Origin of the sequence: Vibrio sp. D401a, from assembly GCF_030248515.1 — a bacterium.
In the GTDB taxonomy this organism is placed as follows: domain Bacteria; phylum Pseudomonadota; class Gammaproteobacteria; order Enterobacterales; family Vibrionaceae; genus Vibrio; species Vibrio rotiferianus.
This window is the reverse complement of the sequence record NZ_JAHGAI010000035.1, coordinates 156,472-182,603: the sequence shown is the minus strand read 5'-3', so window position 1 is coordinate 182,603 and position 26,132 is coordinate 156,472. Positions and strand designations below refer to the sequence as shown.

Here is a 26,132-nt window from a genome sequence, read left to right as displayed (position 1 = left end):
GATGAAAACCTTACGTATTTGGTTCGGCTGCTCGATGGGGTTGGCATTGAGCATGATCTTTGGTTGGTCATACGGTTTCTTTGCCGTCATGCTGCCACTGTTCGTGCTCGGCCGCATGGATCACTTCAGTCTACCATTGGTATTGATGGTGCTGTTCTCGGCGGTTTGGACCACGGTTCAAGCCACCTTTATTCTCGAATACTTACAGTTCCATCCCACTCTGATGTTCGCGGCTGTGGGCATCATGATGATGTTCAAATGCATTGCAATGATGAACCAGAAAACCTACTTGTTTGGCTATATGGGATTGCTGGTCGGCTCTATCGTACTTAACTTTGCAAGCTACGATTTCATGGATATTGAAGAGTTCAACGTCAACCTTTGGGTAATCTCATTCAGCAATATCTTTGTTTGCGCCCTTGCCTACTGGCTGTTCCCAGAGCCTGAATCAAAGATCCTGCAAACAGAAATGACCACGCCAGTGAAAAGCGATATCGACTACATTAGCCAAGTTGCAATGGGTTGGGTCGTCGCTATGGCAGCGTTTGTGGTGTTCCAAGTGGGTGATTTGTACGACTCACTCTCTGCACAAGCTTCGATACTCATTATCCTAACGCCAATGACACTGGCAGGCTCAATGGCAATGGCAAAGATACGCATCATCGGCACCGCACTAGGCTGTATTGCGGGTATGACAGTACAGTTAATTTTGGGCAGTTGGTTTGGGCACGGTTTGTTGTTCTGGCTAGCATTTACCATCGCGATGGGACCATTTTGTCTGTGGCTCACCAAGGGGCAAGCCAAAGCCGCCATTGCATTCTCGGCCATGTCTGCTCTATCCGTGCCACTAACAACATCGTTAGTTCCCGAGCAAAAAGACGCGTTCTTTTCCATCTTGTACCGCTTTAGCTCTATCTTCATTGCGGTGTTGCTCACTGCCATGGTGATGTGGGTCGTACACCACTGGATTCGAGTGATGCTGTTGAAGCACCCAGAGATTCAACATGTGGAAATGTAGTTGTGCATGTGCATGGTGAACCGAACCTCGTTCTGGTTCTGGACGGTTTACATCAGTAGCCGCTTGTGAAAACTACGCACTACTATTCGTTATATAATTACAAACTGCCTGCGTTCTCTCTTTTTCTTATCATGAACGCAGGTGATGACCATCAACTACAAGCCATGTAACAAACTGTTTGATTGCTATTTATTGTGATTGAACGTCACTATTTATCAATTAATCTCTCATTAAGAGCCAGTTCTGCTCATCACCATCTGCCTGCATTTTCAAAACCCAATAAATATGTAAACAAAATGATCCAATTGTTAGATTCTCGATAACCACAATCGCAAAAACTGATCCTTAAATTACGTCACACTTTCACGATCACAATTTATTGACACAAATCGCTAGAGAATTTTTCATTAACGTGTGTAAATCACAATTCAATCTCTGGTGCTCAATCTTCTATTGAAATACACCTTAAGATCACCTCATCGATTCAACTTACCCTACACATAACGAATAAAGGATTGATGAAGATGAAAAAGGTCTTACTAAAAGCGGCAGCTTTAACGCTAGCCCTTGCTGCTGCAGGCGTTCAAGCTAAAGATTATGAAATCGTAAACGTAGTTAAAGTGTCTGGCATTCCTTGGTTTAACCAAATGAACAAAGGGATCGAGCAAGCAGCTACGGATTTCGGCGTGACAGCTCGCCAGCTTGGTCCTTCCACTCCAGATCCAGCGCAACAAGTTAAAATTATTGAAGACTTGATTGCCAAAGGCGTTGATGCAATTACTGTGGTACCGAATGATGTAACTGTATTGGAGCCAGTATTTAAAAAAGCTCGTGAGAAAGGGATTATCGTATTAACCCATGAATCACCAGATGGACATGGCGCGGATTGGGATATCGAAACGATTGATAACCAAGCCTACGCGAAAGCAACCATGGATGAGCTTGCAAAAAATATGGACAAGCAAGGTGGTTACGCGGTTTATGTTGGCTCATTAACGGTGCCACTGCATAACAACTGGGCAAATCTAGCGATCGATTACCAAAAGAAAAACTACCCAGACATGTATGAAGTCACTAGCCGTATGCCCGTTGCAGAAAGCATCGATCAATCTTATGCAGCAACGAATGACCTGATGAAAGCACACCCAGATATGGCAGGCATCGTTTCTTACGGTTCATTAGGTGGTATCGGTGCAGGTGAAGCCATTAAGAAAAAACGCGCAAAAGACAAAATCAGCGTCGTGGGTATTATGATGCCAAGCCAAGCTGCTCCTTACTTAGCTCGTGGCGAGATTGATAAAGGCTTCTTGTGGAACCCAGCAGATGCAGGCTATGCCATGGTTGCCGTTGCTAAGCAAATGCTCGAAGGCAAAGACGTATCTCAAGGGGTCAATGTCCAAGGGCTGGGCGATGCAGAAATCGATACGCAAAACCGCGTGATCAAGTTTAACAAGATTCTAGAAGTGGATAAAACCAACGCACGTCAACTTGGTTTCTAAGCTAAACAAACTCTGTTCTAAATTGGGCGGTGCAACGCCGCCCTACCATATTGGAAATGATCATGTCTGGAACTCCTTTTATTACCCTCAAGCAAGTATCCAAGCACTTTGGTTCCGTGAAGGCATTGGATGGGATAAACCTAACATTCAATCAGGGTGAGGTGCACTGCTTAGCCGGCAAAAATGGCTGTGGGAAAAGCACATTATTTAAAGTGATATCTGGCGTTCACGCACCAGAGAAAGGCGCTGAAATCACATTAGCGGGCAAACGCTACTCTCGACTCACTCCACAGCAATCAATAGAACACGGCATTCAAGTTATCTATCAAGACTTATCCCTATTCCCAAACTTGACTGTCGCAGAGAATATTGCCATTCAGGATCATGTTGAATGGACAAAAGGGCTGGTGCAACAAAAGCGTATCCAGAGCATTGCAACTCAAGCAATGGCAAAAGTCGGTGTCAAATTACCACTGGATAAACGCGTTGAGCAGCTTTCAATTGCCGAATGTCAGCTCGTCGCCATTTGCCGAGCCATGGCATCTGATGCCAAATTAATGATCATGGATGAGCCAACCGCCTCACTCACTCGCACCGAAGTGAATCACCTCATCGAAGTGGTAGCAGACCTTAAATCCAAAGGCGTCACGGTGGTATTTGTGAGCCACAAGCTTGATGAAGTAATGGAGATCTCCGACCGAATCACGGTCATTCGTGATGGCCGTACCATCGGTACCTATCAAGCTGATGAAGTAGACAGCGACGAATTGGCTTTTCTAATGACCGGACAACGATTCGAATTCACTCCTCTTGCCGATTACCACCAGCAAGGTGCCGTCAAACTTGAAGTCGAAAAGCTGTCAAAACGTGGCCAGTTTGACGATATTTCATTTCAAGTTCGTGCGGGAGAGATCGTCTCCATCACCGGCTTACTTGGCGCAGGCCGAACCGAATTGTGTATGGCATTGTTCGGTATGACTCAACCAGACAGCGGCGTTATCCGCATAAACGGCCAACCGACTACATTCAAATCTAACCGTGACGCGATTTCTCAAGGCATCGGTTATGTCTCTGAAGACCGCATGTCGACTGGGTTGGTGATGGAACAAGCGATTCAAGACAACATCACTGCCTCAGTCATGCACAGACTGAAGAAGCCCTCAGGTTTTCTTGACCATCTAAAGGCAAACAAGCTCGTCGATAGATTGATTTCTTCATTGTCCATCAAAGTCGCGGACCCAAAACTCCCGGTAACCAGTTTATCCGGTGGTAATGCGCAGCGTATCTCTATCGCAAAATGGATAGCCGCTGAGCCAGAAGTGCTCATCCTTGACTCTCCGACCGTGGGTGTAGACGTTGCCAACAAAGAAGCAATCTACACCATCGCAAAAGACCTTGCCGCAAAAGGAATGGCAATCATCATGGTCAGCGATGAAATCCCAGAAGTGTTCTACAACAGTCACCGCGTGATTGTGATGAAAGAAGGACGTTTTACTCATGACTTCCAACCCGCTCACTCTACCGAGCAACAAATCATGGAGGCAGTCAATGCTTAACCAGTTTCGTTGTTCCTTATCTTCATTCACCAAGCGTCATGAATTCTACCTCTCATTGATGATTGTGTTGATTGTCGCAGTGCTGACTTTTACCTCTGAAGATTTCCTCACTCTTGGCAACATCTTTGATATGTCAGTCAGCTCTGCATTACTAGGCATCATGGCTTGTGGTTTGTTTGTCGTGCTTATCGCTGGCGGCATCGACATCTCATTCCCAGCGACCGCTGCGATTGCGCAGTACATCACCGCGACGTACATTTTGACGATTGGTGGTAACTTCATGATTGCGTTTGCTATTGCAACCGTTGTGGGTGTGTTACTGGGCATGATCAACGCCACACTAGTATACAAACTCAAGGTGCCAGCGATCATCATTACCATTTCAACATTGAATGTGTTCTTTGGCTTACTGATTTACTTTAGTAACGGCGAATGGTTGTACGGTTTTCCTGACTGGTTTATGGATGGTATTGAGCTGTTCACATTTACCGGTAGCGACGGCTATGACTACGGTTTATCACTGCCAATCTTAACCTTAGTTGCAATGATTGCCCTCACCTCATTCCTGATGTCTAAGACCCGCTTAGGTCGTCAGATTTACGCGGTAGGCGGCAATGCAGACGCGGCGAGTCGTATTGGTATTAACCTCTTTGGTATTAATCTGTTCGTTTATGGCTACATGGGGGCACTTGCAGGCATTGCTTCAGTGGTTCAAACCCAAATTACCCAATCAGTCGCTCCAAACTCTCTGATGGGGTTTGAGCTTACGGTACTGGCTGCAGTTGTACTTGGTGGCACGAGTATGACAGGAGGCAAAGGTACGCTGTTTGGCGTGGTCCTTGGGGTGATCTTGCTCGCTGTTGCTAAGAACGGTCTAACGTTGCTCGGTGTACCTTCATATTGGCACACGGTCGTAACTGGCTTAATCATTGTTTGCAGCATCAGCATGACGGCAATCAATGAGAAAAAACAAGCGCTACAAGAGGCATAAACCATGGAACAAGTGCTAAATAGTTTAAAGCTACCGACAGACAAGAACATTCGTTACTTACTGGTGATTTTAGTTGGCATTCTCGCCGTTATGGCGTTCTCAAGTGGGCAAGCGTTCTTCTCCATTGATAACTTACAATCGATGTCATCGCAAATGCCACTGCTCGGTCTACTGGCACTGGCAATGGCCGTGTGCATGCTGACTGGCGGTATCAACCTGTCGATCATTGCAACAACCAACGCGTGTGGTTTGGTAATGGCGAGCATCATTACTCAAGCTCCTGATAGCTCAACAATGCTTGTCCTGGCGCTTTTCGGAGGCCTCATTACCGCTACGGTTATCGGCTTGCTCAATGGTGCATTGATCGCGTACGTTGGCGTTTCACCAATACTCGCAACCTTAGGGACAATGACCCTGATTAACGGTCTGAACGTGTTGATCTCTGGCGGTAGTGTTATCTCTGGTTTCCCAGAAACCCTTTTGGTACTCGGCAACGGATCTATCTTTGGCGTACCTATGCCGCTGATCTTGTTCGTTGGTTTTGCAATTGGCTTGTGGGCACTATTGGAGCACACCAGTTTAGGCCGAACTATCTACCTGATGGGATCCAATGAAAAAGCCACTCGTTTCTCTGGTATCAACACACAAAAAGCGACCTTGTACGTTTATGTCATCTCTTCTGTGCTTTGCTGGGTCGCAGCCATTGTGATGATGGCAAAATTCAACTCCGCGAAGGCTGGCTACGGAGAATCCTATCTTTTGACGGCCATTCTCGCTTCAGTACTGGGGGGAATTAACCCAGACGGTGGTTTTGGACGCATTATCGGTATTGGTCTTGCACTTGTCGTATTACAAACATTAGAAAGTGGCTTTAATTTGCTGGGAGTGAGCAGCTATCTCACTATGGCGCTATGGGGCGGCATCTTGATCTTATTTATCTTCTTACAAAAAAATAAGGCTTAACGGAGCAGTATATGAGTATTTATTTTATCGGCGTTGATGTAGGCAGTGGCAGCGCCCGTGCGGGTGTCTTTAACGCAGAAGGTCGTAAAGTGGGCGAAGCCAAACGCGACACCATGATGTTCAAACCTCAAGCTAACTTCGTTGAGCAATCTTCCGATGACATCTGGCAATGTGTGTGTCTTGCGGTTAAAGATGCAGTATCCCAAGCCAACATCGACCCTATCCAAGTCAAAGGCATCGGTTTCGATGCAACTTGTTCATTAGTCGTGTTGGATAAAAGTGGCCAGCCGCTAACGGTGAGTCCTACTGGGCGCAGCGAACAAAACGTCGTAATGTGGATGGACCATCGCGCTATTGCGCAAGCCGATCGGATCAACAAAACTCAGCATCCTGTATTGGCTTATGTGGGCAACCGTATCTCACCAGAGATGCAAACACCTAAGCTGCTTTGGCTCAAGCAAAACATGCCAAATACATGGGCAAAAGCGGGTTACTTCTTCGACCTACCCGACTTTTTAACTTGGAAAGCAACATTCGATGCCAGTCGTTCCCTTTGCTCAACCGTATGTAAATGGACATACCTTGGCCATGAAAACAAATGGGATCGAGGCTTTTTCGAACTGATTGGTTTGGAAGACCTACTGGAAGATAATGCAAAAACCATTGGTGACAGAATTCTACCTATGGGCCAGCCTGTCGGTGACGGTCTAACGGTGCACGCAGCCGATGACTTAGGTTTAACCCCAGGTACTGCCGTGGGCACATCCATCATCGACGCCCATGCCGGTGGTATTGGTGTTCTTGGTGCCTCAGGGATGACGGGTGAGAAAGCCGACTTTAACAAACGTCTTGCTCTGATTGGCGGAACCTCGTCTTGCCATATGGCAGCATCAAAGACTGCTCGATTCATTGATGGTGTTTGGGGAGCGTACTACAGTGCAATGATCCCGGGTTACTGGCTCAATGAAGGTGGGCAATCAGCTACCGGTGCTTTGATCGACCACATCATAACCTCTCACCCACTGTATGAAAACGCGAAGGAGCTAGCCGACAAGCAAGGCAAAACCGTTTATCAACTATTAAACGATCGCTTGTTGGAACTGGCTGGCAACAAAGAAGACATCGCATTTTTGACAAAAGACATTCATGTTCTGCCTTACTTCCATGGCAACCGCTCACCGAGAGCGAATGCTCATTTAACTGGCACAATCACCGGACTAAAAATGTCAAAAACGTTGGATGATATGGCACTACAGTACCTTGCAACCATTCAAGGCATCGCACTCGGCACACGCCATATTATCGAAGTGATGAATGACTCAGGCTATGACATCGATACCATTATGGCCTGTGGCGGTGGTACGAAAAACAGTGTCTTTCTACAAGAACACGCCAACGCGACTGGCTGTATGATCCTACTACCAGAAGAGAGTGAAGCCGTGCTTCTTGGCTCTGCAATGTTGGGCTCCGTGGCTGCAGGGTTCTACAGTGATATTCCAGATGCGATGAATGCGATGAGTCGGATAAGCAAAAGCGTGATGCCTCAGACAGAAAAAATAAAACACTTCTATGATGCGAAGTACAAAATTTTCCACAAAATGTATGAGGACGATGCTCAATACAAACGTCTAATGGAAGCGTTTTAAAACACCAAACCCAAGGCTCATCACCTTGGGTTTTCTAATTCTGGGTACAGATAAGCCATACCATCACATTGGCTCACTCATCCCTTAGATAAATGATTTAAAGGAGCCCATCCCCATTCACCCAACGCCCCAACCTTCTCGCACCATATCCAGCCATTTAGCTCATATTCTTCGACAAGTTCATCGCCCACTGACAGCGTGTGTTCTTTTGCAAAGTAATCTTTGCGCACCAGAACATCGCAGCCTTCAATTGTAAGTATTTGCGTTGGCACCCAGCCTTCTTTCCCGACGCCTTTGCAGAATACACAATTGGCCCAATCCCCATTTGGGTCGGACTCTTCAATAAATTGTAATTGTTCACCTTCAGACACCTGTATCGGATCCTTTGGTGCATCTGTGTACTCTTTGATTACCTTATATTTCATGGTTTTATTCCTGATCGGTTCTTAGCGCCTGTTGATTGGGTGAGCAATGCAACCTAAACATTGCTTAGCTCAGAGGAATTGAAGGAAAACATACGGACTTCATCACGTGGGAACCAACCCAACTTCTCATAAAATGCTTGCGCATTAAGGTTTTCATTAGCAACAAAAAGGTGAGTTTTCGCAATCCCTACTTGAGACAACGCATCCACTGCACTTGAGATAAGTCGAGCACCAGTACCCAAGCCTCGGCACTCAGGCTTAACCGCTAAATGTTGAACATAACCTCTACGCCCATCTGTCCCGACTAAAATGGCGCCGACAACCACATCACCATCCAACGCAACAAAACTCAAACTAGGATTGCGCTCTAGATATTTGGCGATATTTTCTTTGGAATCGGCATCCCTTAGCAGCATGGCTTCTGTTTCAGACCACAACGCAATAACCTGATCATAGTCTGAGATTTCCATTTCTCTTATCACAGTAAACTTCCCTAAAAACAAAATGATGCAATAGCCTTACTCTATAGACACATCAAGAAGCTTACCAGTCAGTTTTGCTTAAAAATGCCGATAGTTACGCATCAAAGTAGAGGAGTCCAAAAGTGCAGGTTTAGCTTGAGGGAGCTTGAATTCGGTCGAATAAAGGATGAGATATTTGAGCCTATTAAGCTATTGTTTTTGCGCAATCAGAAAGTCTTTTTGCAAGCGCAATAGGCTCAAGTGCAAGTAAGAACATTGCGTGATGCACTTACCTGTTAACGCGATTACCAATTACAAGTATCGTTTCGTTTTGGATCTAGCTTTAGGCTGGTTTCAGTGAACCACTGTGAGGTAAATCCATCAGCAGGAAATAACTCTGTTTTGTCGTCTGAGATCTTGAAAGTGAACTTACCGTTCGAGTTCAACACGACGTAGTTACCGTCGTCTTTCTCCTCAATTTGGTACAGTCTTGGAGCCATGCCAGCGTATGCTTTACCGCTATCACAGAAGATAGCTTCATCCATCGAAGATGACTCATCTTGGTTAACATAAACCCCTTCCAACCATTCAGCAGCAAAACAGCCATTAGCAACCAAACCTAGCGAACAAAGCGATAACAACAGTGATAATTTTTTCATTTTTTCCTCTATATAATCACTTATCTATCCAAGTGGCTTCATCACAAATAATTTAGCCACCATATATGAATCGCGATTAATATACTTGTTTTATATATTCAGCTCTAGCTGATTAAATAGGCATTTTTTGTTTCCGAATTAAAATCACAAAGGGACTGAATTTTATTAGATGCCTTATCTAATACTAACTTTTATAAACCGAATGCTAACTTTTTATAAACAAAAATCAATCTATACTGTTGATTTAATAGACAAAAATAACCAAGAGCTTAACTCTTGGATTTGTTGTGAACGAAATAATTCCTAGCATCTGTCATCCTGAACAGCGAGGGACGAGCGTGATTCAGGATCTACCCACCGAGTGCTGTGAAGTTCGAAGGTTATCGCCATTTCCCAGCGAGTTGTGAGCAGATTCCTAGTCTCGCTTAGATTCGCTGGAATGACCCTGACTTTAATTTATTGCGTCGAACCTAAGTTTTGATATTAGCCAGCCAACTCTTTACGAATGATCTCTGCACCTGCGCTGAGCGCATTGAGCTTCGCGGTTGAAACTTCGCGAGATAGAGGCGCCATGCCACAGTTGGTGCATGGGTAAAGTTTGTCAGCGTCGACGTACTTAAGTGCTTCGCGCAGAGTTTCTGCAACCTCTTCTGGTGTTTCAATCTCGTTGGTTGCCACATCAATTGCGCCAACCATCACCTTCTTGCCGCGGATAAGTTCAAGTAGTTCGATAGGTACACGCGAGTTGTGACACTCAAGCGAGATAATATCGATGTTGGATTTTTGCAGCTTCGGAAATACCTCTTCATATTGTCGCCACTCAGAACCTAGCGTCTTCTTCCAATCCGTATTGGCTTTGATGCCGTAGCCATAGCAGATATGCACTGCGGTTTCGCACTTTAGCCCTTCGATAGCGCGCTCTAAACACGCAATGCCCCACTCGTTCACATCATCAAAGAACACATTAAACGCGGGCTCATCAAATTGGATAATGTCGACGCCTGCCGCTTCAAGCTCTTTGGCTTCTTGGTTAAGGATCTTTGCGAATTCCCAAGCCAGTTTTTCACGGCTACCGTAGTGATCATCATACAATGTGTCGATCATCGTCATTGGCCCCGGCAGCGCCCACTTGATCGGTTGTTTGGTTTGCTGACGCAAGAACTTCGCATCTTCCACAAACACAGGTTTGGTTCGGCTAACTGGGCCAACAACCGTCGGTACACTCGCATCATAGCGGTTACGAATAGTCACGGTTTTGCGGTTCTCAAAGTCTACGCCGCTAAGGTGTTCAATAAAGGTCGTCACAAAGTGTTGGCGAGTTTGTTCACCGTCGCTGACAATATCGACCCCTGCTAGTTCTTGCTCTTGTAAAGAGACACGCAGCGCATCACGTTTGCCATCAATTAGCTCTTCGCCTTGCAGTTTCCACGGTGACCAAAGCGTCTCTGGTTGAGCCAGCCAAGAAGGCTTAGGTAAGCTGCCCGCCGTTGAAGTCGGTAATAGTGTTTTCATCGTCATTCCCTTTTAGATTATCGTTTTCGATTACGCATAATTTGCAGACCATTGCTCAAGGATCGCTTGATAAGGTTTGATGAAGTGCTCCTCAGCAAACTTCCCTTGCTCTTTCGCAAGCTGGCTGCGCTCTTCGCGGTCATAAACGATTTGGGTTAACGAGTGATCGAGATTCTTCAAGTTCGGTTGGTAACATTGACCTGCTACCGCGTTCGCGTTGTAAATCTCTGGGCGATAAATCTTTTGGAACGTCTCCATGGTACTGATGGTGCTGATCAGCTCTAGATTCGAGTAGTCATTCAACAAGTCACCGAAGAAGTAGAACGCTAACGGAGCGACACTGTTTGGCGGCATAAAGTAGCGCACTTGCAAGCCCATCTTTTTGAAGTACTGTTCGGTCAATGACGATTCGTTTGGCTGGTATTCAAAACCCAACACTGGATGCTGGTTGTCAGTACGGCGGTAAACCTTGTTGTCCGACACACTCAAGCAAATCACTGGCGGCTTTTGGAAATGTTGTTGGTACGATTCCGACTTCACGAACGCTTTAAACAGCTTGCCGTGCAACTCACCAAAATCAGCAGGGATGCTAAATTGAGGTTGGTCTTTGTTGTGGTCTAACAGCAGAACGCTAAAGTCGTAATCGCGCACATAAGAAGAGAAGTTGTTACCCACAATCCCTTCGATGCGTTCATTGGTTTTGCGGTCAATAATGTTGGTTTTAAGCACTTCAATGGATGGGAACGCTTCGCCACTGCCTTGGATATCCATATCCACAGAGATGATTTCCAACTCGACACTGTAACGATCGCCATTTGGGTTATCCCAATGTGCCAAGGCATTAAAACGATTGTCGATCATACGCAGTGCATTGCGAAGGTTATTTTGGCGGCTGTCACCACGAGCTAGATTGGCAAAGTTGGTCGTGATGCGTGTGCTGTCTGATGGTTGGTAGTTCTCATCAAAGCGGATGCTTTTAATAGCAAAGTTGAAATCGTTATTCATGGTGAGTTGGTATCCTATTTCCTTAGATAAACGCTGACTGATTCCTAACTCTGTTCTTGGGGATGGTTGTGTTTTTTTGATTTTCCCAATCGTCAGTGTGCGCAGCGTTTACTTCGAAAATTCAGTTCAAAAACAGCTGTCACAGTGCCTAACACCAGAGCAGTCTGTTTTTTATACTTGCTTCGTTACTTGAATAACATTGGTAATACTTCACGTTGAACATGAAGGAATTTCATGGTTTGAGGAAAAAGCCTGTCTAGTGCGCGTTGCACATACAGTCGATAAAGACTTCCATTGCGGGCGTAACACACTTTCCGGCATGGTAGCCACACAGCGGCTTGATCATTTGCGGTGCATCGGTAAACGCGAGCTCTTGCAGACTGCCCTCTTGCAGTTCTTTTTCAACAGTGAAACGAGGCAGATACGAGATACCGATATTACTCTCTACACAGTTTTTGATGGTGTTAATGCTGCTCAGCTCAATCATGTTATCGATGCTGATGTTGCGCTCTTGGATGATGCTCTCAAAAGTCTGACGGAAAAGGCACTTAGGGCCATTGCTGATGAATCCCAAATCAATGTGTTGATCCCTTTTCTGCAAATCCAATCCTGTTAAAAGCGGCGAAGCGACAAGGACTAACGGCTCTTGTTCAAACTCATGCACCTTAAGCGCATCATCGTTACCGACACGATAAAACACACCCAAATCGGCTTTATCAGCAATCAATTCATCACGAATCTTGTAGCAGTTTTGTGATTGTAGAGAGAGCCTTACTTTCGGCGCTCGTATTCTGAATTCCTTCAAAACATTGGCCATTTTGTAAGCAAGCTGAGTTTCTGCGATTAAAACCTTCAACTCCCCTGTCGGCTCAGAACTCTCTTGTTGTGCCGTGCCCTCAATGTTTTCCATCACTCGTGCGAGCTCATAAACGTAAGGAAGAATCTTTTCTCCTGCTTGAGTCAGCACCATTTTTCGGCCGATCTTTTCGAACAACTGTAATGAGAGATCTTGTTCTAACTGTTTGATCTGAAAGGTCACTGTCGACTGAGTGCAATAAAGCTTTTGCGATGCTTTAAGAAACGAGCCTTCCTCAACAATGGTTTTAAACGTAAGGAAACGCTTTAGATTCATGACCAAACTCCTAACTGCATAGTTCGAAAAGTTAAAACTCTTAGTTTAAATATATTCAATTTTTTAATTGATTAACGCGAAGTATAGTGCACAAAAAACAGGAGAGATAGAGATGAGTGCCATCTACACCGCATTTTTCACCTACGTCATCATTACTTCGATCACGCCGGGTCCCAACAACATTTTGTCGCTCAGTGTTGCAACACAACACGGGCTAAAGCGTTCTACCAAAGTCATTTCTGGGATGTTCTGCGGCTATATTGTTTTGATGCTGTTGTGTGGCGTTTTCACTTATCACATGGTCAGCCTGCTTCCTGTGATTACACCTTGGCTCACATGGGTGGGTGCGGCTTATATCATTTGGTTAGCTTGGGGAATCGCGACAAGTGATATCAAAACCGCATCAAAAGATTCTGAGGGCATCACTTTCTTGACGGGCTTTGGTTTGCAGTTCGTGAACGTGAAAATCATTCTGTACGGCGTAACATCCATCTCGACATTCGTGCTGCCTTACACACAAAACATCTACTGGATCTTGGCCACCAGCCTAGTACTCGCGTTTATCGCATTGGCCAGCAACTTGATCTGGGCGATTGCAGGCAAACTTCTTCAATCGCAATTCCAGAAATATGGCAAAGCGATCAATATGACCTTAGCGGCGACACTGATTTACTGCGCGGTACAGTTGTTTGCTTGAGGTTGGGGTGATGAGACGCAGCGATTTCTGCGTCTCGAATTTGTAGTGAAGAGGTTATTGGCTTTGAGTGTACCAGCTCAAAGTTGGATAATTATTAGTTTCGGACAATCGAAAATTAGCAAATTATGAATAACTAAGATTACCGCAAATTGGGAGAAGCCTACGTATTGGTTTGAAGCAGTGGGCTAAAGTTTTGTAGGGCAGCTATTGCTATGCTCTAAACCGCATTAAGGCGTCTTATCCTCAAATGGTTTGTCCGACACCTCTCCCTTACCGTCATATAAAACAACGACTTTTGTATTACCTGTCTTACTATATGGCGCAGATTGTACCCAGCCATTAGGATCTGCATTCTCTCGGATAGTACAGTCATTATGCTTTCTATTGGGATTACAAGAGTACTTGTATAATAGTAATACTTGCTCTTTATTTACTAAGACCTGCATAACTCCATTTGTCTTGAAGTTTGGGTAATAATGGTTGATTGTCTCTATTTTTTGCTTGGCAAGCTCACTGTCTATCACATCATCAATTCGAAACCATTTAGTATCATAATTCGCATCGAAATTACCCCATTCTGGCTTCCAACGCTTTTGCCACTTTTCACGTGATGAGCCGCCACCAACCCCATTTTCCCATTCGCCTTTTATAGCGCTAGGAACACCAATGCCAATGCTGGCACTTTTACAACAGCCCTGAACGCTTCCATACGCAAAGTTTGCACCTCCACCATAAATGTCACTGACCCACATATCACGAATAAAATGTGGACCACCTAAAGACCCGGCATTGCCAATGCTCGCAACTGAAACAGGCTTACTCTCAAAGCAACCATTCAGTAAAAAGCAAATGCTTACAGCAATTAAGAATTTATACTTCATTATCAAATACCACTCGCTTGAGTTGGTTACCTTCTTTCGTTACCGCATTAACAAATTAGCTGATGTATTGATTTTTTTACCTTCGGTTGCTCTGAACCTTATTGGCTAAAAGAAGTTACAGTCATGAAGTTGCATTTAGGTGGTGACTAACCCTGAGTTGCTACCGCAAAGTGAAAAAAGCCTACGTCTTGGTTTGAAGCAGTGGGCTAAGGTTTTGTAGGGCAGCTATCGCTATACTCTAAACCGCATTAAGGCGTCTTATCCTCAAATGGTTGGTCTGACACTTCACCTCTGCCTTCATAAAGAACAACCACTGTTGAGTTCTTATGCGTGCTATACGGTGCTACTTGAACCCACCCGTTAGGGTCTGCTCCCTCTCTAACGGTGCAGTCATCATTTATTTCTGGAGTACAGCCATAAGCATACAAAAGCAAGACCCTATCATTATTCACAAGAAGCTTCATGACTGGGTTTGCATGATGGTTCTTGTAGTAATGGTTCATTGTTTCTATTTTTTGTTTGGCAAGCTCACTGTCTATCACATCATCAATTCGAAACCATTTAGTATCATAATTCTCATCGAAATTACCCCATTCTGGCTTCCAACGCTTTTGCCATTCCTCCTTCCAGTAACTGCTACCGAAACTATTTTCCCATTCGCCTTTTATGGCGCTAGGGATACCAATGCCAATACTGGCACTAGCACAACAGCCTTGAACAGCCCCATACGCAAAGCTCGCGCCGCCACCATAGATATCACTCACCCACATATCACGAATAAAATGAGGGCTTCCTAGTGTCCCTGCATTACCAATGCTCGCAACTGAAACAGGCTTACTCTCAAAGCAACCATTCAGTAAAAAGCACATACTTACGACGATGAAAAATCTATGCTTCATTATCAAATACCACTCGTTTGAGTTGGTTTCCTTCTTTCGTTACCGCGTTAACAAATTAGCTGATGTATTGATTTTTTTACCTTCGGTTGCTCTGAACCTTGTTGGCTAAAGTTTTGTAGGGCAGCTATTGCTATACTCTAAACCGCATTAAGGCGTCTTATCCTCAAATGGTTTGTCTGACACTTCCCCTTTACCATCATATAGGACGGTAACTACAGCGACGCTTTTAGGGTGCCTATTGGGGGAAGGGACTATCCATCCATTAGGGTCTGCACCTTCGTTAACCGTGCAGTCATCATTTGCAGATTTCACACACAAAATAGAATACAGAAGCATAACTTTGTCATCATTAACTAGAAGCTTCATGACTGGGTTTGCACGATGGTTCTTGTAGTAATGGTTCATTGTTTCTATTTTTTGTTTGGCAAGCTCACTGTCTATCACATCATCAATTCGAAACCATTTAGTATCATAATTCTCATCGAAATTACCCCATTCTGGCTTCCAACGCTTTTGCCACTTTTCACGTGATGAGCCACCACCAACCCCATTTTCCCATTCGCCTTTTATAGCGCTAGGAACACCAATACCAATGCTTGCACTAGCACAACAGCCTTGGACGCTCCCATACGCAAAGTTTGCACCTCCACCATAAATATCACTGACCCACATATCACGAATAAAATGTGGACCACCTAAAGACCCGGCATTGCCAATGCTCGCAACTGAAACAGGCTTACTCTCAAAGCAACCATTCAGTAAAAAGCACATGCTTACAGCAATTAAAAATTTATACTTCATTATCAAATACCACTCGCTTGAGTTGGTTACCTTCTTTCGTTACCGCATTAACAATACTGTCCATTGCAGTCTCACACCCTGCATTGATTAGTGCATCATGAGGACGATGTATCCATTCCTTTCCATACTGGCTAATCTCACCTTGCCAATGTATCGCTGCAATGCTTCCTAACGGTTGAGCTAATAATTTTTCATTCAACGTTTTTAAAGCCACATCATTTCCTGTCAATTGGCTAAAATCTTGAGGATAGGCGAGCTTTTCATCATCCCAATTCACACCTGCGACCTCTGCCTGCTGTTTCATTCTTTCTAATGGCAAAGCCGAAAGTGCATTGCTAATAGGCTGTAGCTCGTAATAATAGAGAATGCCATTCACCAGTGTCACAACACCATATAACCCCTTAGTGCGGCATTCCAAATTCCAAGCATCTTGAGCGTGCTTGTATAGGCGTTCGCTGTAAGCGGCGGCTCCATAAACATTCTGTTGTGCTTGTATCTCTTCTCTTATGGATTCTGTTTTTATTAGCTCACGATTATAAGTTGCAGACAGAGGCATCCCATACCTTTCAGGTAAACCTTGCTTTGCATACTGCTCTTTTGAAGGATAACCGCCACCAATGTCTGTGTGACAGCCAGCAAACACTTCCTCATAAAAGTTAGATGGTAGAATGCCATCGCTAGGAAGCAGTGACGTTAGAGGGAAGTTCTTTCTGTATTCGTGATGAGCACTTATCTGGAATACACGCTCCGCACAACTAGTATCAAGTCCTAGTTCAAAATTGCCTTCATCGTTGTTTCCAGCCAGATAGAACGAGCCTACGGTATCGAACAGCCCTAAAAAACGAACACTACAGGTTCGTGTTTCGTCAGGATAATAACCATGTTTACGTTGGCTACTGATATCTTCTTGGTGTGACAATAAGTTTGGGAAAACTTCACCGAATGCTTCACCATCTCGCGGCTTGTCATAATCAGGTAGTCCATCTTTAACGGCATTAACAAAGTGACGAGCTAAAGCCGCGCCGCGACTAAAGCCGAAAACGTCGAACTCAATGTGCGTTATATCGTGAAATAATTGGTTGTCTTTTAAGTACTGGATAATGTTAAAATACTGCTTTGTCCAGTTTTGCCACTTGTAAAATGCCCCTGTTTCGTCCGCGACAAGGTTGTAGGCTACGTCAATGAACGTCGATGTTTTCTCTAAATTGTTTGGGCTAACACCAAACGCTTGCGCTAAATCGACCTCATCTTTTCCTTCATCTATCAAGGTTGGAGTTTGCCACGCCCCATCCACAGTCCCGACCCCAGCAACATAAATTTTATTGGTATCATCATCTAATGGGTAAATTTCAAATAGCCGTGCCACATTGGTGCGTGATTTTACCCCACGTGTTTCTTTGTAGAGATCATTCAGATGGTTTTGCCCAGTTCCATCAAAGAACACCCCAATTCGTAGTATTTTTTCTTCGACTTTTTTCAAGTTAACTACAGGAATGTCTTTTTCGACCAACCTTTCGTTACTAATTGAGACTATTGACGTATTAGCTAAATAGTGATCTGTATAGTCATAATATGTATTCAACGGTTGATTAAATCGCTTAGGACGCTCAGGAGGTATCTCGTAAACGGATTCCTTTTCAATGCGTTGAGGTTGCGATTTCTGTACATTCAAAGAATCACCAAGCGATAAAGACATCGGATCTGCGTCATACTGCGGATTGATACCTAACAAAGCTTTTGGAGCAAGACCGTACTGCTTGGCAATCTTCGCCCACGTTTCTCGTGATCCTGTTTCGGGATCAGTTTGAACAATATGATGAAGTAGCTCTGGCTGTTTTTGCTCGGCTGGTTTCTCTGCTACGGTTCGTTTGATTATGAGATGTTTGGTCGCTTCAAGTAATTGAGGAATATCTAACTTCACTCCATGCTCATTCAGCCACTCTTCGGTCAAGTTATCTAACTCATCACGAGTAATTTGTCTTTGTAGGTAAACAAGATACTGATTTTCAATAACCTTGCCACCTAGCTTCCAAAAGACCAGAATGGCAGATTGGTCCGTGTTGTAACCCCTTTCAGGATCAAGACTCTGATGCGAGCTTAGAGTGGCATAAAAATCCCAACGTTTATCACCCAGTAAACGGTACTCTTGTACCAACTTGCAATCATGGAAGTGATAATAAAAGCCTTCGGTAGGGAACCCTAAACGTTCGCCCAATTGCACAGTGGGTGTCACGGGAATAAATCCTTCATCAGCGACTTGTGTGCCGCTACTCCTGACTTTGACGAGATGCGTGGGAGAAACTCCCATAGCACGAGAAGCAACTTGGGCGACAAGTTGTTTAGGTTCATCAAATGCAGTCAATATAGTGTAGCGGGTGCCATGTTCTGTTTTTGTTTCAACCCAACGACCTAGCTCCACTTCATTCTCTGTATTGGCCAAAATAAAGTGGCAGTTACCCACTTTACGTACCGAATCTTGAGAGCACGTAATTTCAAAGCTGTATTCATACTTTAGCTTAGGAGGTTCATCTGAGTAATCAGGTAATGGAGGCTCAGGAATATACGTAGGCATAGGTAACGGCGGATAGAGATTCTGACTGCGACTGTAACCAGCACTACTTTCATTCATTCGAGTTCTATCCAGCAATGCACTTTGTGCAGCAGGCTCAACATTATTGGTAGCTTGGGGGTTCAAAGCCCACGTATTGCTACTCCCCATCGCTCCTGATTCAGACAGCAGCATCGGTGTTGAGGGTGAATCTGTCAGTAATACAAGGTGTCCTTGCCTTAACTGCTCCATAAAAGCTTTAAACTCCATGCCTGATGGAATGACTGCCTTTAACTCGCTTTCAATGAGTTCATTAAAGCCACCTTCAACGTGTCCAAACTCATAAGCCATTAACTCTGTGATCTGTACAACTCGATAGCTCATATCACCTTGACCTGATTAAATATTTTTACGACTTCATGTTAACTGATACGCAATAGATTGCACGTCGAAGTTGAAAAACATTTATTGAATGAGATTCACACATTGACATGAAGATATCGTGGTTTAGGCATTGAAAAACGCCATTCACTACTGAAGGTGGGATGATGGTTGGGGGAGAAGTTTTTCATACTAACGCTCAATCGAGAGCACGTACCGCCTAAAGCCCATAATGATGATGCTTTTTTCCCTAGGCTCGTATTAGATTTGATGGGGAATGCACGCCTTAAAAAGAAATAGAGCATTAGCTCTGATCAATTTTGGGGCATTTAGTATCACACGCCCCGTTAGCGCACCCTTTGACACCTATTATTTATCTCTACTTTCCCTGATTTCTCACGCAACTAACACTTCCCCCGACTTCCATTTTCCACCACTTTCAACGATACTCTTGCGCCTTATTGTTCAGTTGGAAAACTTCATGCCTCAAGCTAACTCCGTTGTCGTACTCGACTTTGAAACCACAGGTCTGTCTCCGAATATGGGTGATCGCGCAATTGAAATCGGTGCGGTTAAGATCGTTGATGGTGAGGTGGTTGATAGTTTTCAAAAACTTATGAACCCTGGCTTTCGTGTGAGCTCATTTATTGAGGGCTACACAGGTATAACCAATAACATGCTGCGCACCGCGCCGAGTTGCGATGAAGTGATGGCATCGTTCAGTGAGTTTATTGCGGGTGAGAATCTTATCGCGCACAACGCGTCGTTCGATAAGCGATTTCTGGATGCAGAACTAGAGCGAATCGACTGCGGTTATTCTGGCGAGTTCGCGTGTTCTTTATTGGTGGCACGACGCCTGATTCAAGATGCGCCGTCACACAAGTTGGGTGAGTTGGTTCGTTATAAGAACATCGAAAACGACGGTGTATTCCACCGCGCGTTAGCCGATGCACAGGTAACGGCAAAACTGTGGTTGCTGATGGTGGAAGAGCTTGAGCAATCGGGCATTGCAGCGCCAAGCTTCAAGTTTATGCAGACGGTAAGTAAGACAGCAAAAGGAAAAGTGGATCAGCTACTGGCTAAAAGCCGCGCTTAGTTCGACTTCTTGGCGTATCTTCCTACTTGCCTCTATTTAATCAGTTCTGATTCTGTCCTATTGGACAGACAAATTTTGTTATAACGCTTGATAACGACATTGAGATTTTCGTCTTGTTATCAAGCGTTCATCTTATGTGATTCAAACTCACTTAAGCAGATTGGAACCTGCTCATCTAGTATTGAATAAGTGCCCTACTTATTCGCCAACATGCGTTTTTCAACGGTTGCAAGTGCATCCTCAATCGATTGTCTGTCTGTAAGTACATCCGCAATTGCAGCTTGTTGACCAAACCAGAATGGCATCATTTGAGGGATGTTAGGCATTACCTCACCTCGAATCGCATTCTCATAAGTTGCGGCCACTCTAAAGTCTTTCTTCAGTTCTTCATTGAATGATTTCAATGCAGGTACACCAATGGGTTTGTCGTTATTCATGTAGCGAAGACCATCGTTGGTCAGAAGGTAGCTTTCGATAAACTCTCTTGCCAAATCTTCATTTGGTGTGGCAGAACTAATGCCGGCGGTCAGAACCCCCACAAATGGCTTGGATGGGTTACCGTTGAGTTTAGGAAGGACAGCCAACCCATAGTTCATTCCGTTTTTGTCCAAGTTAGCCCATGCCCAAGGGCCATTAATCGTCATAGCTACCTTGCCTTGATTGAAGGCAGACTCAGCATTAGCATAATCGGCATCAGCGATGATGATCTTGTTATCGACGAGCTCTTTCAAAAATGCCATCGACTTATGAGCACCTTTGTTGTTTACCCCTACATCTTTTGCATTGTAGCCTTTATCATTTATACCAAAGGCATAAGCACCATTAGTGGTTAACAATGGCCAAGTAAAGAACGGAGATTTAATATCCCACATAATGGCTTTCTTGCCTTGTTTGGATAGCTCTTTATCTAGGGCGTAAACATCTTCCCAGTTCTCAATTGGCTCTGAAATAATGTCTTTGTTATAAATGAGTGAAAGCGTTTCCGCCGAAATCGGGTATCCGAAATACTTACCATTGAAGTTCATTGCACTCCAAGTGAAGGCTTCAAATTTACTTTTGTATTCCTCACTAGGCTTAACTTCACGAACAAGGCCAGCTTGAGCGTAACCACCAAATCGATCGTGGGCAAAGATCATGATGTCTGGCCCCTGACCAACCGCAGCACGACTCTCGTATTTCACTTCTAGTTTGTCAGGGTATTCCACAACTAAGTTAATACCCGTTTCTTCAGTGAATTTCTTACCAATTTCGATAATGCCGTTGTAGCCTTTGTCACTCGGCACCCACACTGTAATTGTGTCTTCTGAGAAAGCGACAGCGTTTGAAGAAGTTATTGCCAATAATGTAGCGATACTAAGCGCTTTTAGTTTGTTCATTGTTTCACCTTATTATTACTGTTGTTCAACCACTGCTTTAAATCCATAAGGTTCCAAAGTAATGACTGTTTTATTTAACGTAACTGCAGCTTGTTTCGATGAAAAATTAATGCAAATAATGACTTTGTTGTTTTCTTTTTCACGAGAAAAAACAATAACTTCACCGTTTGAAGCTTCTAGAATCTCTGGTACAGAACCATATTGGCCGTTCCATAATGCTGGGTTGTTTTTCTTTAGGAAAAACAGTTCTTTGATTAGCGGTGTAAAGGCGAATGTCTTCCAATCGATGGTATCTTTTTCAAAAAAAGCGAGCTTTTTGCCTAATCCCGACTCTTGCCCGTTATAGATCAATGGCATGCCGTGAAATGTCATCGTCAGCGCCAAATACGCTTTCAATGCATCGCCGAAGATTTTCACATCGCACTCATCCCAGGAATTTTTGTCATGATTCGTAGTAAAAGCCATACGATAAGCATCATATGGGTAACGCGACACCTCTTTTGATAGGTACTCTTTGAAGGATGTGATGATTGGTTTACCAGCAGCCACCGATTTCATAACGTCGTAGAAATCCCAGTTATAAGTCATATCAAACGACTTTTCATGTAGCTCCACCGTTGACCATTCAGCAAGCATGAAGACTGGCTTAATTTCATCCAACGTTGCTCTTACGCGCTCCCAAAATTGGGTTGGAACAAGACCCGCGACATCACAGCGATACCCATCAATGTTAGCCTCTTGAACCCAATACTTAAGAGCGTTTTGCATTTCGTCCCAGAGTGGCTTCTGAGTGTAATCGAAGCCCACGACATCATCCCAATACTCAAGCTCTTCACCGTTATCATAGACGTACGAATGGATCTCTCCTTGGGCATTCTTTAGGTACCATTCAGGATGCTCAGTAACCCAACGGTTATCCCAAGCTGAATGGTTAGCGACCCAATCCATAATGATGTACATTCCTAACTCATGAACGTCATCCACTAGAACTTTGAAATCATCTAAAGTGCCAAGCGTTGGACAAACTCCATAATAATCTTTTACAGAATATGGGCTTCCCAAGCTCCCCTTACGCTCTTTTTCACCAATAGGATGAATGGGCATTAGCCATATAATATCTACACCCAACTCTTTTAGACGCGGAAGGTCTTGTCTAAATGACTGAATGTCTCCTGCTTCTGAATATTGTCTAAGGTTGACCTGGTAAATATTGGCCGATTTTGACCACTCAGGATGCTGAAAGCTTGTATTTACAGTTGCCAATTTAACTCTCCGTGTAAACGTTAAAATTTTTATCGTTGCTGTGTCGAACTACGTCTAATGAGCTCGACGGGTAATATGGTTTGAAGCTCTTCGATCGGTTTGCCATCAAGCAGAGATTTCATTTTTTCTGCTAGTGGCTTTGAAGAGTCATTAATTGGAGACAATGTCACTGTGAGCGGAGGGTTGAATTTGGCGCTGTTAAGGTGAGCTAGCACGTCATCATGTGCAACGACAGATATGTCTTTTCCAACTTCCAGTCCGCTTTGTTTAATTGCTTGATAGCATCCCAAGGCCAAGCTGACACTTGAGCATACGATTGCCGTCGGAATGAAATGATTGTTGGGGTTAAGCAATGCCATTGTGGCTTCAAAACCTTCATGTTCAACAACGGATACGTTGACAACCTTGCTTTTAATATTTGCGACTCTTCTTTCAAAAGCCGCTTGACGCTGCTGAGCAAACGCTAAATGTGTTGGGGCGTTTATGAATGCGATCTTCTCGTGACCAAGCTCTATGAGATGGTCTACTGCAAGTGTGGCGACTTGTTCATTATCAATATCGTAAAAAGCATAGTTAGGTTTAACCTCTGAGCGACCATGAACGACGAACGGGAAGTTTTTTTCCAATAAATATTTGATTCGCGGGTCATCAACTTCTGGCGCTTTTAAAATCAAACCGTCAACCGTTTTTTTTGAGACAAATTGTTTAATGGTAGAGAGCGCGTCGCCTTTCACAGAAGAACCGATGAGTAGATGGTGATTTAATTCCGCAAGGTAAGAACTGATCGAGGCAAGCTCTTCAACATAGGTTGGAGCATCGACTAGTTCGTTCGTTGATTTCAAAATCATTCCAATCATCCCAGAACGGCCAGTAGCCAGTTGTTTTGCACTCGCGTTTGCAGAGTAGTCAAGCTCTTTGGCTGCTTTAAGAACGCGTTCACGAGTTTTCGCTCCTACTTCAGGGTAACCATTTAGAGCTCGACTTACTGTCGCCTTTGATAACTTAAGATGTTCGGAAAGTGTTTTGATAGTCGTCATCATTTTCGACAAATATTTAAACCGGTTTAAATTTAGAGCCAAGAACAATTTAGGACAATAAGAACAATCACTTATTGTGATCACCACCTCTAACTGTGCAAGAAATTTAAACCGGTTTAATTTATAGACAATCGAAGAAAAATGATTAGCCGATCATTAGGCGACAATTTATGGACTTTGCGATAAGGATAGAAAGAAAGGGTTAAGCAATTCTGATTTAACCAACCAAAATTGCTTCTTGTTTAGAGCTGTTTATTAGAGGAACTCAAGTCTATAGGAAGACTTTTTAAGTCGGCACTCTATCCGAAATCACCTTGCCATCTTTAATGGTGATGATGCGTTTGGTGCGCTCTGCTAGGGCGTTATCGTGAGTTACGATGATCAACGTTCTGCCTTCGGCGTGGAGTTGATTGAACAAGGCTTCAATCTCCGCACCAGATTTCGAATCCAATGCCCCTGTTGGTTCATCCGCTAAGATGATTTGCGGATCGTTGACCAAGGCTCTTGCAATCGCGACCCTCTGTTTTTGACCGCCAGAAAGCTGGTTTGGTTTATGGTCGAGACGGTCCCCTAGCCCCACTTGTTCTAACAACTTCGCGGCACGTTGGCGACGCTCCTTGGCTTTGATGCCAGAGTAAACCAAAGGTAATGCCACGTTATCCAACGCTGTCGCGTATTCCAACAAGTTAAAGCTTTGGAAGACAAACCCTATCTTTTGGTTGCGAATACCCGCTAGGTCGTTCGCGCTTAAACTTGCCACGTTTTGACCACCTAGTTGGTATTTACCATCGGTCGGTTTATCTAGGCAGCCGAGCATGTTCATTAGCGTTGATTTCCCCGAACCAGACGGGCCAAGAATCGAAAGAAACTCACCTTGATTGATGGTTAAGTCAACGCCGTCTAGCGCACGTACTTCCGCCTCTCCGCTAGAGTAGTATTTGCAGATGTTGGTTAGCTCAACAAGTGGTTTGTTCGACATCTTCTCTCCAGAATTCTTATTATTATTCACTTTGCAGTGCCTCCAACGGGCTCACTTTGGCAGCTCGGTTTGCAGGCAACCAAGCGGATGCAACACCGATGATCACCAAGGTGGTAATCACAATCGCGACGACAATCCACGACAGCTCCGGGACTGGTTTACCAAGGTGTTCATAGAACACGTTACCTTCTAGGTTGATGGCGCTGATTGCCGATACCAACGCGTAAGTCACGCCTAATCCCAATACGCCACCTAACATCATGGTCATCAGTGATTGGACCAAATAGTGCAAGCGAATCGCCGTTGGTGTAGCACCGACCGCCATTCGTACGCCGATGTCTCGGGTTGAACGCTTCACGGTCGCGTACATAACGTTGGCGATCCCCACGCCCGCAACAGCAAGGGTGACAAAACCGATGATGCCAAGAAAGCTTTGCAGGCCAATCAAGAACTGCTGCATGCTTTTCTGTTTGAGGAACATGTCTTCCACTTGCACCACTTGCTCATCACTGACACTAGCGCCATGTTTGCGAGCAATGACTTGGCGAATGGTCTCTGCGAGCTTTTTGCGGTCGGTGTTAGCTTGTGGCTCCACGTTGATGCCGCCAATATCGCCATTGGTATGAAAGCGCTGCCACGTTGCTAACGGCACAAAGCTGGAATAATTGATTTGGTCGCCCTGCTCAATCTCGGCACTGCTCTTCTTCAATACACCAATCACGGTGAACTCTTCACTGCCAATCTTGACCTTTTCCCCCACGGGATCGGTTTGCAGTGTCACTGGCGCGAACCAGCTGAAGTCATCGACAGGGTTAAACAAGTCTGCCGCGAGCGAATAACCCAATACGACCACTTTGCGCATCTGCTTTTGATCGAGTGGGTTTAGCCAACGTCCGCCATCCATTGGCGTTAGGTTGGTCATTGACGCAAAATCTGTAGTGACGGCCAATGGCTCTTGCCATGAGCCTCGGTCGCCCACAGTAATGCGCTCATTCCAAATTGCGGTCGGTGCAACGCTCTTTACTTCAGGAAGGGCTTTGACCACATCGGTATCGTCAACTTTTAAGGTTAAGAATTTGCCTTGGTGAAAAGCGCCATAATCGACCGTCGCCATGCCACCCGTTAGGTAAATCAGGTTCCCGTTACCATTTTGCGCGGTTCTTAATACGCCCTGACGAATGCCCTCGCCCACGGCCAGCATCGCGGCGATACACAAGGTCGCCCACGCCACAGCAAGAATGGTTAAACCTAAGCGAAGCTTTTCTGCCGCCATTTCCTGAAAGATTTGTCTCATTGGTAGCAACATG

The 26,132-nt window shown here is 44.6% G+C and carries 23 protein-coding genes; 8 read left to right on the top strand and 15 right to left on the bottom strand.

The features are described from left to right. The first annotated feature begins 1 nt into the window (after position 1). The 6 genes from KIV41_RS14845 to KIV41_RS14820 all read left to right on the top strand — a co-directional run bounded on the left by KIV41_RS14845 (position 2) and on the right by KIV41_RS14820 (position 7,673). Complete coding sequence (locus KIV41_RS14845) at positions 2-1,018, top strand: DUF2955 domain-containing protein (RefSeq protein ID WP_138956379.1); 1,017 nt, start codon at positions 2-4, stop codon at positions 1,016-1,018. Positions 1,019-1,542: 524 nt separating this feature from the next. Beyond that, entirely contained in the window at positions 1,543-2,517 is a 975-nt protein-coding gene (locus tag KIV41_RS14840; protein WP_285336932.1) for an autoinducer 2 ABC transporter substrate-binding protein, read from the top strand. 62 nt (positions 2,518-2,579) lie between these two features. Continuing rightward, the gene (locus KIV41_RS14835) at positions 2,580-4,073 is read left to right on the top strand and encodes a sugar ABC transporter ATP-binding protein (protein ID WP_071236159.1); all 1,494 of its coding nucleotides are present in this window, start codon (positions 2,580-2,582) and stop codon (positions 4,071-4,073) included. Beyond that, positions 4,066-5,064: an ABC transporter permease gene (locus tag KIV41_RS14830; protein WP_002162592.1), complete on the top strand. Its 999-nt coding sequence runs from the start codon at positions 4,066-4,068 to the stop codon at positions 5,062-5,064. The genes KIV41_RS14835 and KIV41_RS14830 overlap by 8 nt, the downstream gene beginning before the upstream one ends. Before the next feature lie 3 nt (positions 5,065-5,067). Beyond that, positions 5,068-6,027: an ABC transporter permease gene (locus tag KIV41_RS14825; RefSeq protein WP_285336931.1), complete on the top strand. Its 960-nt coding sequence runs from the start codon at positions 5,068-5,070 to the stop codon at positions 6,025-6,027. A gap of 11 nt (positions 6,028-6,038) precedes the next feature. After that, positions 6,039-7,673: an FGGY-family carbohydrate kinase gene (locus KIV41_RS14820; RefSeq protein WP_010447431.1), complete on the top strand. Its 1,635-nt coding sequence runs from the start codon at positions 6,039-6,041 to the stop codon at positions 7,671-7,673. A 77-nt stretch (positions 7,674-7,750) separates the two neighbouring features. On the opposite strand, the gene KIV41_RS14815 is transcribed toward KIV41_RS14820, so the two are convergent. The 6 genes from KIV41_RS14815 to KIV41_RS14790 all read right to left on the bottom strand — a co-directional run bounded on the left by KIV41_RS14815 (position 7,751) and on the right by KIV41_RS14790 (position 12,867). After that, complete coding sequence (locus KIV41_RS14815; RefSeq protein WP_285336930.1) at positions 7,751-8,098, bottom strand: SH3 domain-containing protein; 348 nt, start codon at positions 8,096-8,098, stop codon at positions 7,751-7,753. A gap of 53 nt (positions 8,099-8,151) precedes the next feature. Beyond that, positions 8,152-8,568 carry a GNAT family N-acetyltransferase gene (locus KIV41_RS14810; protein WP_199460200.1) on the bottom strand — a complete coding sequence of 139 codons (417 nt, stop codon included), beginning with the start codon at positions 8,566-8,568 and terminating at the stop codon, positions 8,152-8,154. A gap of 296 nt (positions 8,569-8,864) precedes the next feature. Further along, entirely contained in the window at positions 8,865-9,218 is a 354-nt protein-coding gene (locus tag KIV41_RS14805; protein WP_088881009.1) for a hypothetical protein, read from the bottom strand. A 483-nt stretch (positions 9,219-9,701) separates the two neighbouring features. Beyond that, positions 9,702-10,730: a methionine synthase gene (locus KIV41_RS14800; protein WP_038871935.1), complete on the bottom strand. Its 1,029-nt coding sequence runs from the start codon at positions 10,728-10,730 to the stop codon at positions 9,702-9,704. A gap of 30 nt (positions 10,731-10,760) precedes the next feature. After that, entirely contained in the window at positions 10,761-11,735 is a 975-nt protein-coding gene (locus tag KIV41_RS14795) for a DUF1852 domain-containing protein (protein WP_005443333.1), read from the bottom strand. Between the two features lie 256 nt (positions 11,736-11,991). Then, entirely contained in the window at positions 11,992-12,867 is an 876-nt protein-coding gene (locus KIV41_RS14790; protein ID WP_285336929.1) for a LysR family transcriptional regulator, read from the bottom strand. Between the two features lie 112 nt (positions 12,868-12,979). Between KIV41_RS14790 and eamB the strand changes: the two genes are divergently transcribed. Continuing rightward, positions 12,980-13,564, top strand: a complete 585-nt coding sequence (eamB, locus tag KIV41_RS14785; RefSeq protein WP_285336928.1) for a cysteine/O-acetylserine transporter — start codon at positions 12,980-12,982, stop codon at positions 13,562-13,564. A gap of 227 nt (positions 13,565-13,791) precedes the next feature. Here eamB and KIV41_RS14780 read toward each other — a convergent pair whose 3' ends face one another. The 4 genes from KIV41_RS14780 to KIV41_RS14765 all read right to left on the bottom strand — a co-directional run bounded on the left by KIV41_RS14780 (position 13,792) and on the right by KIV41_RS14765 (position 19,077). After that, entirely contained in the window at positions 13,792-14,445 is a 654-nt protein-coding gene (locus KIV41_RS14780) for a hypothetical protein (protein ID WP_285336927.1), read from the bottom strand. Positions 14,446-14,693: 248 nt separating this feature from the next. Beyond that, positions 14,694-15,344: a hypothetical protein gene (locus KIV41_RS14775; protein WP_285336926.1), complete on the bottom strand. Its 651-nt coding sequence runs from the start codon at positions 15,342-15,344 to the stop codon at positions 14,694-14,696. Between the two features lie 147 nt (positions 15,345-15,491). Next, positions 15,492-16,145 carry a hypothetical protein gene (locus KIV41_RS14770; RefSeq protein WP_285336925.1) on the bottom strand — a complete coding sequence of 218 codons (654 nt, stop codon included), beginning with the start codon at positions 16,143-16,145 and terminating at the stop codon, positions 15,492-15,494. Beyond that, positions 16,135-19,077, bottom strand: a complete 2,943-nt coding sequence (locus KIV41_RS14765) for a DUF2235 domain-containing protein (RefSeq protein ID WP_285336924.1) — start codon at positions 19,075-19,077, stop codon at positions 16,135-16,137. The genes KIV41_RS14770 and KIV41_RS14765 overlap by 11 nt, the downstream gene beginning before the upstream one ends. 478 nt (positions 19,078-19,555) lie before the next feature. Between KIV41_RS14765 and KIV41_RS14760 the strand changes: the two genes are divergently transcribed. Further along, the gene (locus KIV41_RS14760; protein WP_285336923.1) at positions 19,556-20,170 is read left to right on the top strand and encodes a PolC-type DNA polymerase III; all 615 of its coding nucleotides are present in this window, start codon (positions 19,556-19,558) and stop codon (positions 20,168-20,170) included. Positions 20,171-20,364: 194 nt separating this feature from the next. Here the strand turns inward: KIV41_RS14760 and malE are convergent, their stop codons facing one another. The 5 genes from malE to KIV41_RS14735 all read right to left on the bottom strand — a co-directional run bounded on the left by malE (position 20,365) and on the right by KIV41_RS14735 (position 26,131). Further along, on the bottom strand, positions 20,365-21,546 hold the full coding sequence (gene malE, locus KIV41_RS14755) for a maltose/maltodextrin ABC transporter substrate-binding protein MalE (protein ID WP_252041882.1): 1,182 nt from the start codon (positions 21,544-21,546) through the stop codon (positions 20,365-20,367). A 15-nt stretch (positions 21,547-21,561) separates the two neighbouring features. Then, positions 21,562-22,809: an alpha-amylase family glycosyl hydrolase gene (locus tag KIV41_RS14750; RefSeq protein ID WP_285336922.1), complete on the bottom strand. Its 1,248-nt coding sequence runs from the start codon at positions 22,807-22,809 to the stop codon at positions 21,562-21,564. A gap of 29 nt (positions 22,810-22,838) precedes the next feature. Continuing rightward, positions 22,839-23,933, bottom strand: coding sequence for a substrate-binding domain-containing protein (locus tag KIV41_RS14745; RefSeq protein ID WP_285336921.1), 1,095 nt, complete (start codon positions 23,931-23,933; stop codon positions 22,839-22,841). A gap of 199 nt (positions 23,934-24,132) precedes the next feature. Beyond that, the gene (locus KIV41_RS14740) at positions 24,133-24,825 is read right to left on the bottom strand and encodes an ABC transporter ATP-binding protein (RefSeq protein ID WP_252041878.1); all 693 of its coding nucleotides are present in this window, start codon (positions 24,823-24,825) and stop codon (positions 24,133-24,135) included. Positions 24,826-24,847: 22 nt separating this feature from the next. Continuing rightward, positions 24,848-26,131, bottom strand: coding sequence for an ABC transporter permease (locus KIV41_RS14735; RefSeq protein WP_005443345.1), 1,284 nt, complete (start codon positions 26,129-26,131; stop codon positions 24,848-24,850). Position 26,132: the final 1 nt, after the last annotated feature.

Coding starts and splice junctions, on each gene's coding strand:
- KIV41_RS14800 (WP_038871935.1), bottom strand. CDS start 10,730: ATGAAAACACTATTACCGACTTCAACGGCGGGCAGCTTACCTAAGCCT.
- KIV41_RS14740 (WP_252041878.1), bottom strand. CDS start 24,825: ATGTCGAACAAACCACTTGTTGAGCTAACCAACATCTGCAAATACTAC.
- KIV41_RS14760 (WP_285336923.1), top strand. CDS start 19,556: ATGCCTCAAGCTAACTCCGTTGTCGTACTCGACTTTGAAACCACAGGT.
- KIV41_RS14780 (WP_285336927.1), bottom strand. CDS start 14,445: ATGAAGTATAAATTCTTAATTGCTGTAAGCATTTGCTTTTTACTGAAT.
- KIV41_RS14775 (WP_285336926.1), bottom strand. CDS start 15,344: ATGAAGCATAGATTTTTCATCGTCGTAAGTATGTGCTTTTTACTGAAT.
- KIV41_RS14845 (WP_138956379.1), top strand. CDS start 2: ATGAAAACCTTACGTATTTGGTTCGGCTGCTCGATGGGGTTGGCATTG.
- KIV41_RS14770 (WP_285336925.1), bottom strand. CDS start 16,145: ATGAAGTATAAATTTTTAATTGCTGTAAGCATGTGCTTTTTACTGAAT.
- KIV41_RS14820 (WP_010447431.1), top strand. CDS start 6,039: ATGAGTATTTATTTTATCGGCGTTGATGTAGGCAGTGGCAGCGCCCGT.
- KIV41_RS14825 (WP_285336931.1), top strand. CDS start 5,068: ATGGAACAAGTGCTAAATAGTTTAAAGCTACCGACAGACAAGAACATT.
- KIV41_RS14830 (WP_002162592.1), top strand. CDS start 4,066: ATGCTTAACCAGTTTCGTTGTTCCTTATCTTCATTCACCAAGCGTCAT.
- KIV41_RS14810 (WP_199460200.1), bottom strand. CDS start 8,568: ATGGAAATCTCAGACTATGATCAGGTTATTGCGTTGTGGTCTGAAACA.
- KIV41_RS14815 (WP_285336930.1), bottom strand. CDS start 8,098: ATGAAATATAAGGTAATCAAAGAGTACACAGATGCACCAAAGGATCCG.
- malE (WP_252041882.1), bottom strand. CDS start 21,546: ATGAACAAACTAAAAGCGCTTAGTATCGCTACATTATTGGCAATAACT.
- KIV41_RS14795 (WP_005443333.1), bottom strand. CDS start 11,735: ATGAATAACGATTTCAACTTTGCTATTAAAAGCATCCGCTTTGATGAG.
- KIV41_RS14835 (WP_071236159.1), top strand. CDS start 2,580: ATGTCTGGAACTCCTTTTATTACCCTCAAGCAAGTATCCAAGCACTTT.
- KIV41_RS14840 (WP_285336932.1), top strand. CDS start 1,543: ATGAAAAAGGTCTTACTAAAAGCGGCAGCTTTAACGCTAGCCCTTGCT.
- KIV41_RS14735 (WP_005443345.1), bottom strand. CDS start 26,131: ATGTTGCTACCAATGAGACAAATCTTTCAGGAAATGGCGGCAGAAAAG.
- eamB (WP_285336928.1), top strand. CDS start 12,980: ATGAGTGCCATCTACACCGCATTTTTCACCTACGTCATCATTACTTCG.
- KIV41_RS14805 (WP_088881009.1), bottom strand. CDS start 9,218: ATGAAAAAATTATCACTGTTGTTATCGCTTTGTTCGCTAGGTTTGGTT.
- KIV41_RS14765 (WP_285336924.1), bottom strand. CDS start 19,077: ATGAGCTATCGAGTTGTACAGATCACAGAGTTAATGGCTTATGAGTTT.
- KIV41_RS14790 (WP_285336929.1), bottom strand. CDS start 12,867: ATGAATCTAAAGCGTTTCCTTACGTTTAAAACCATTGTTGAGGAAGGC.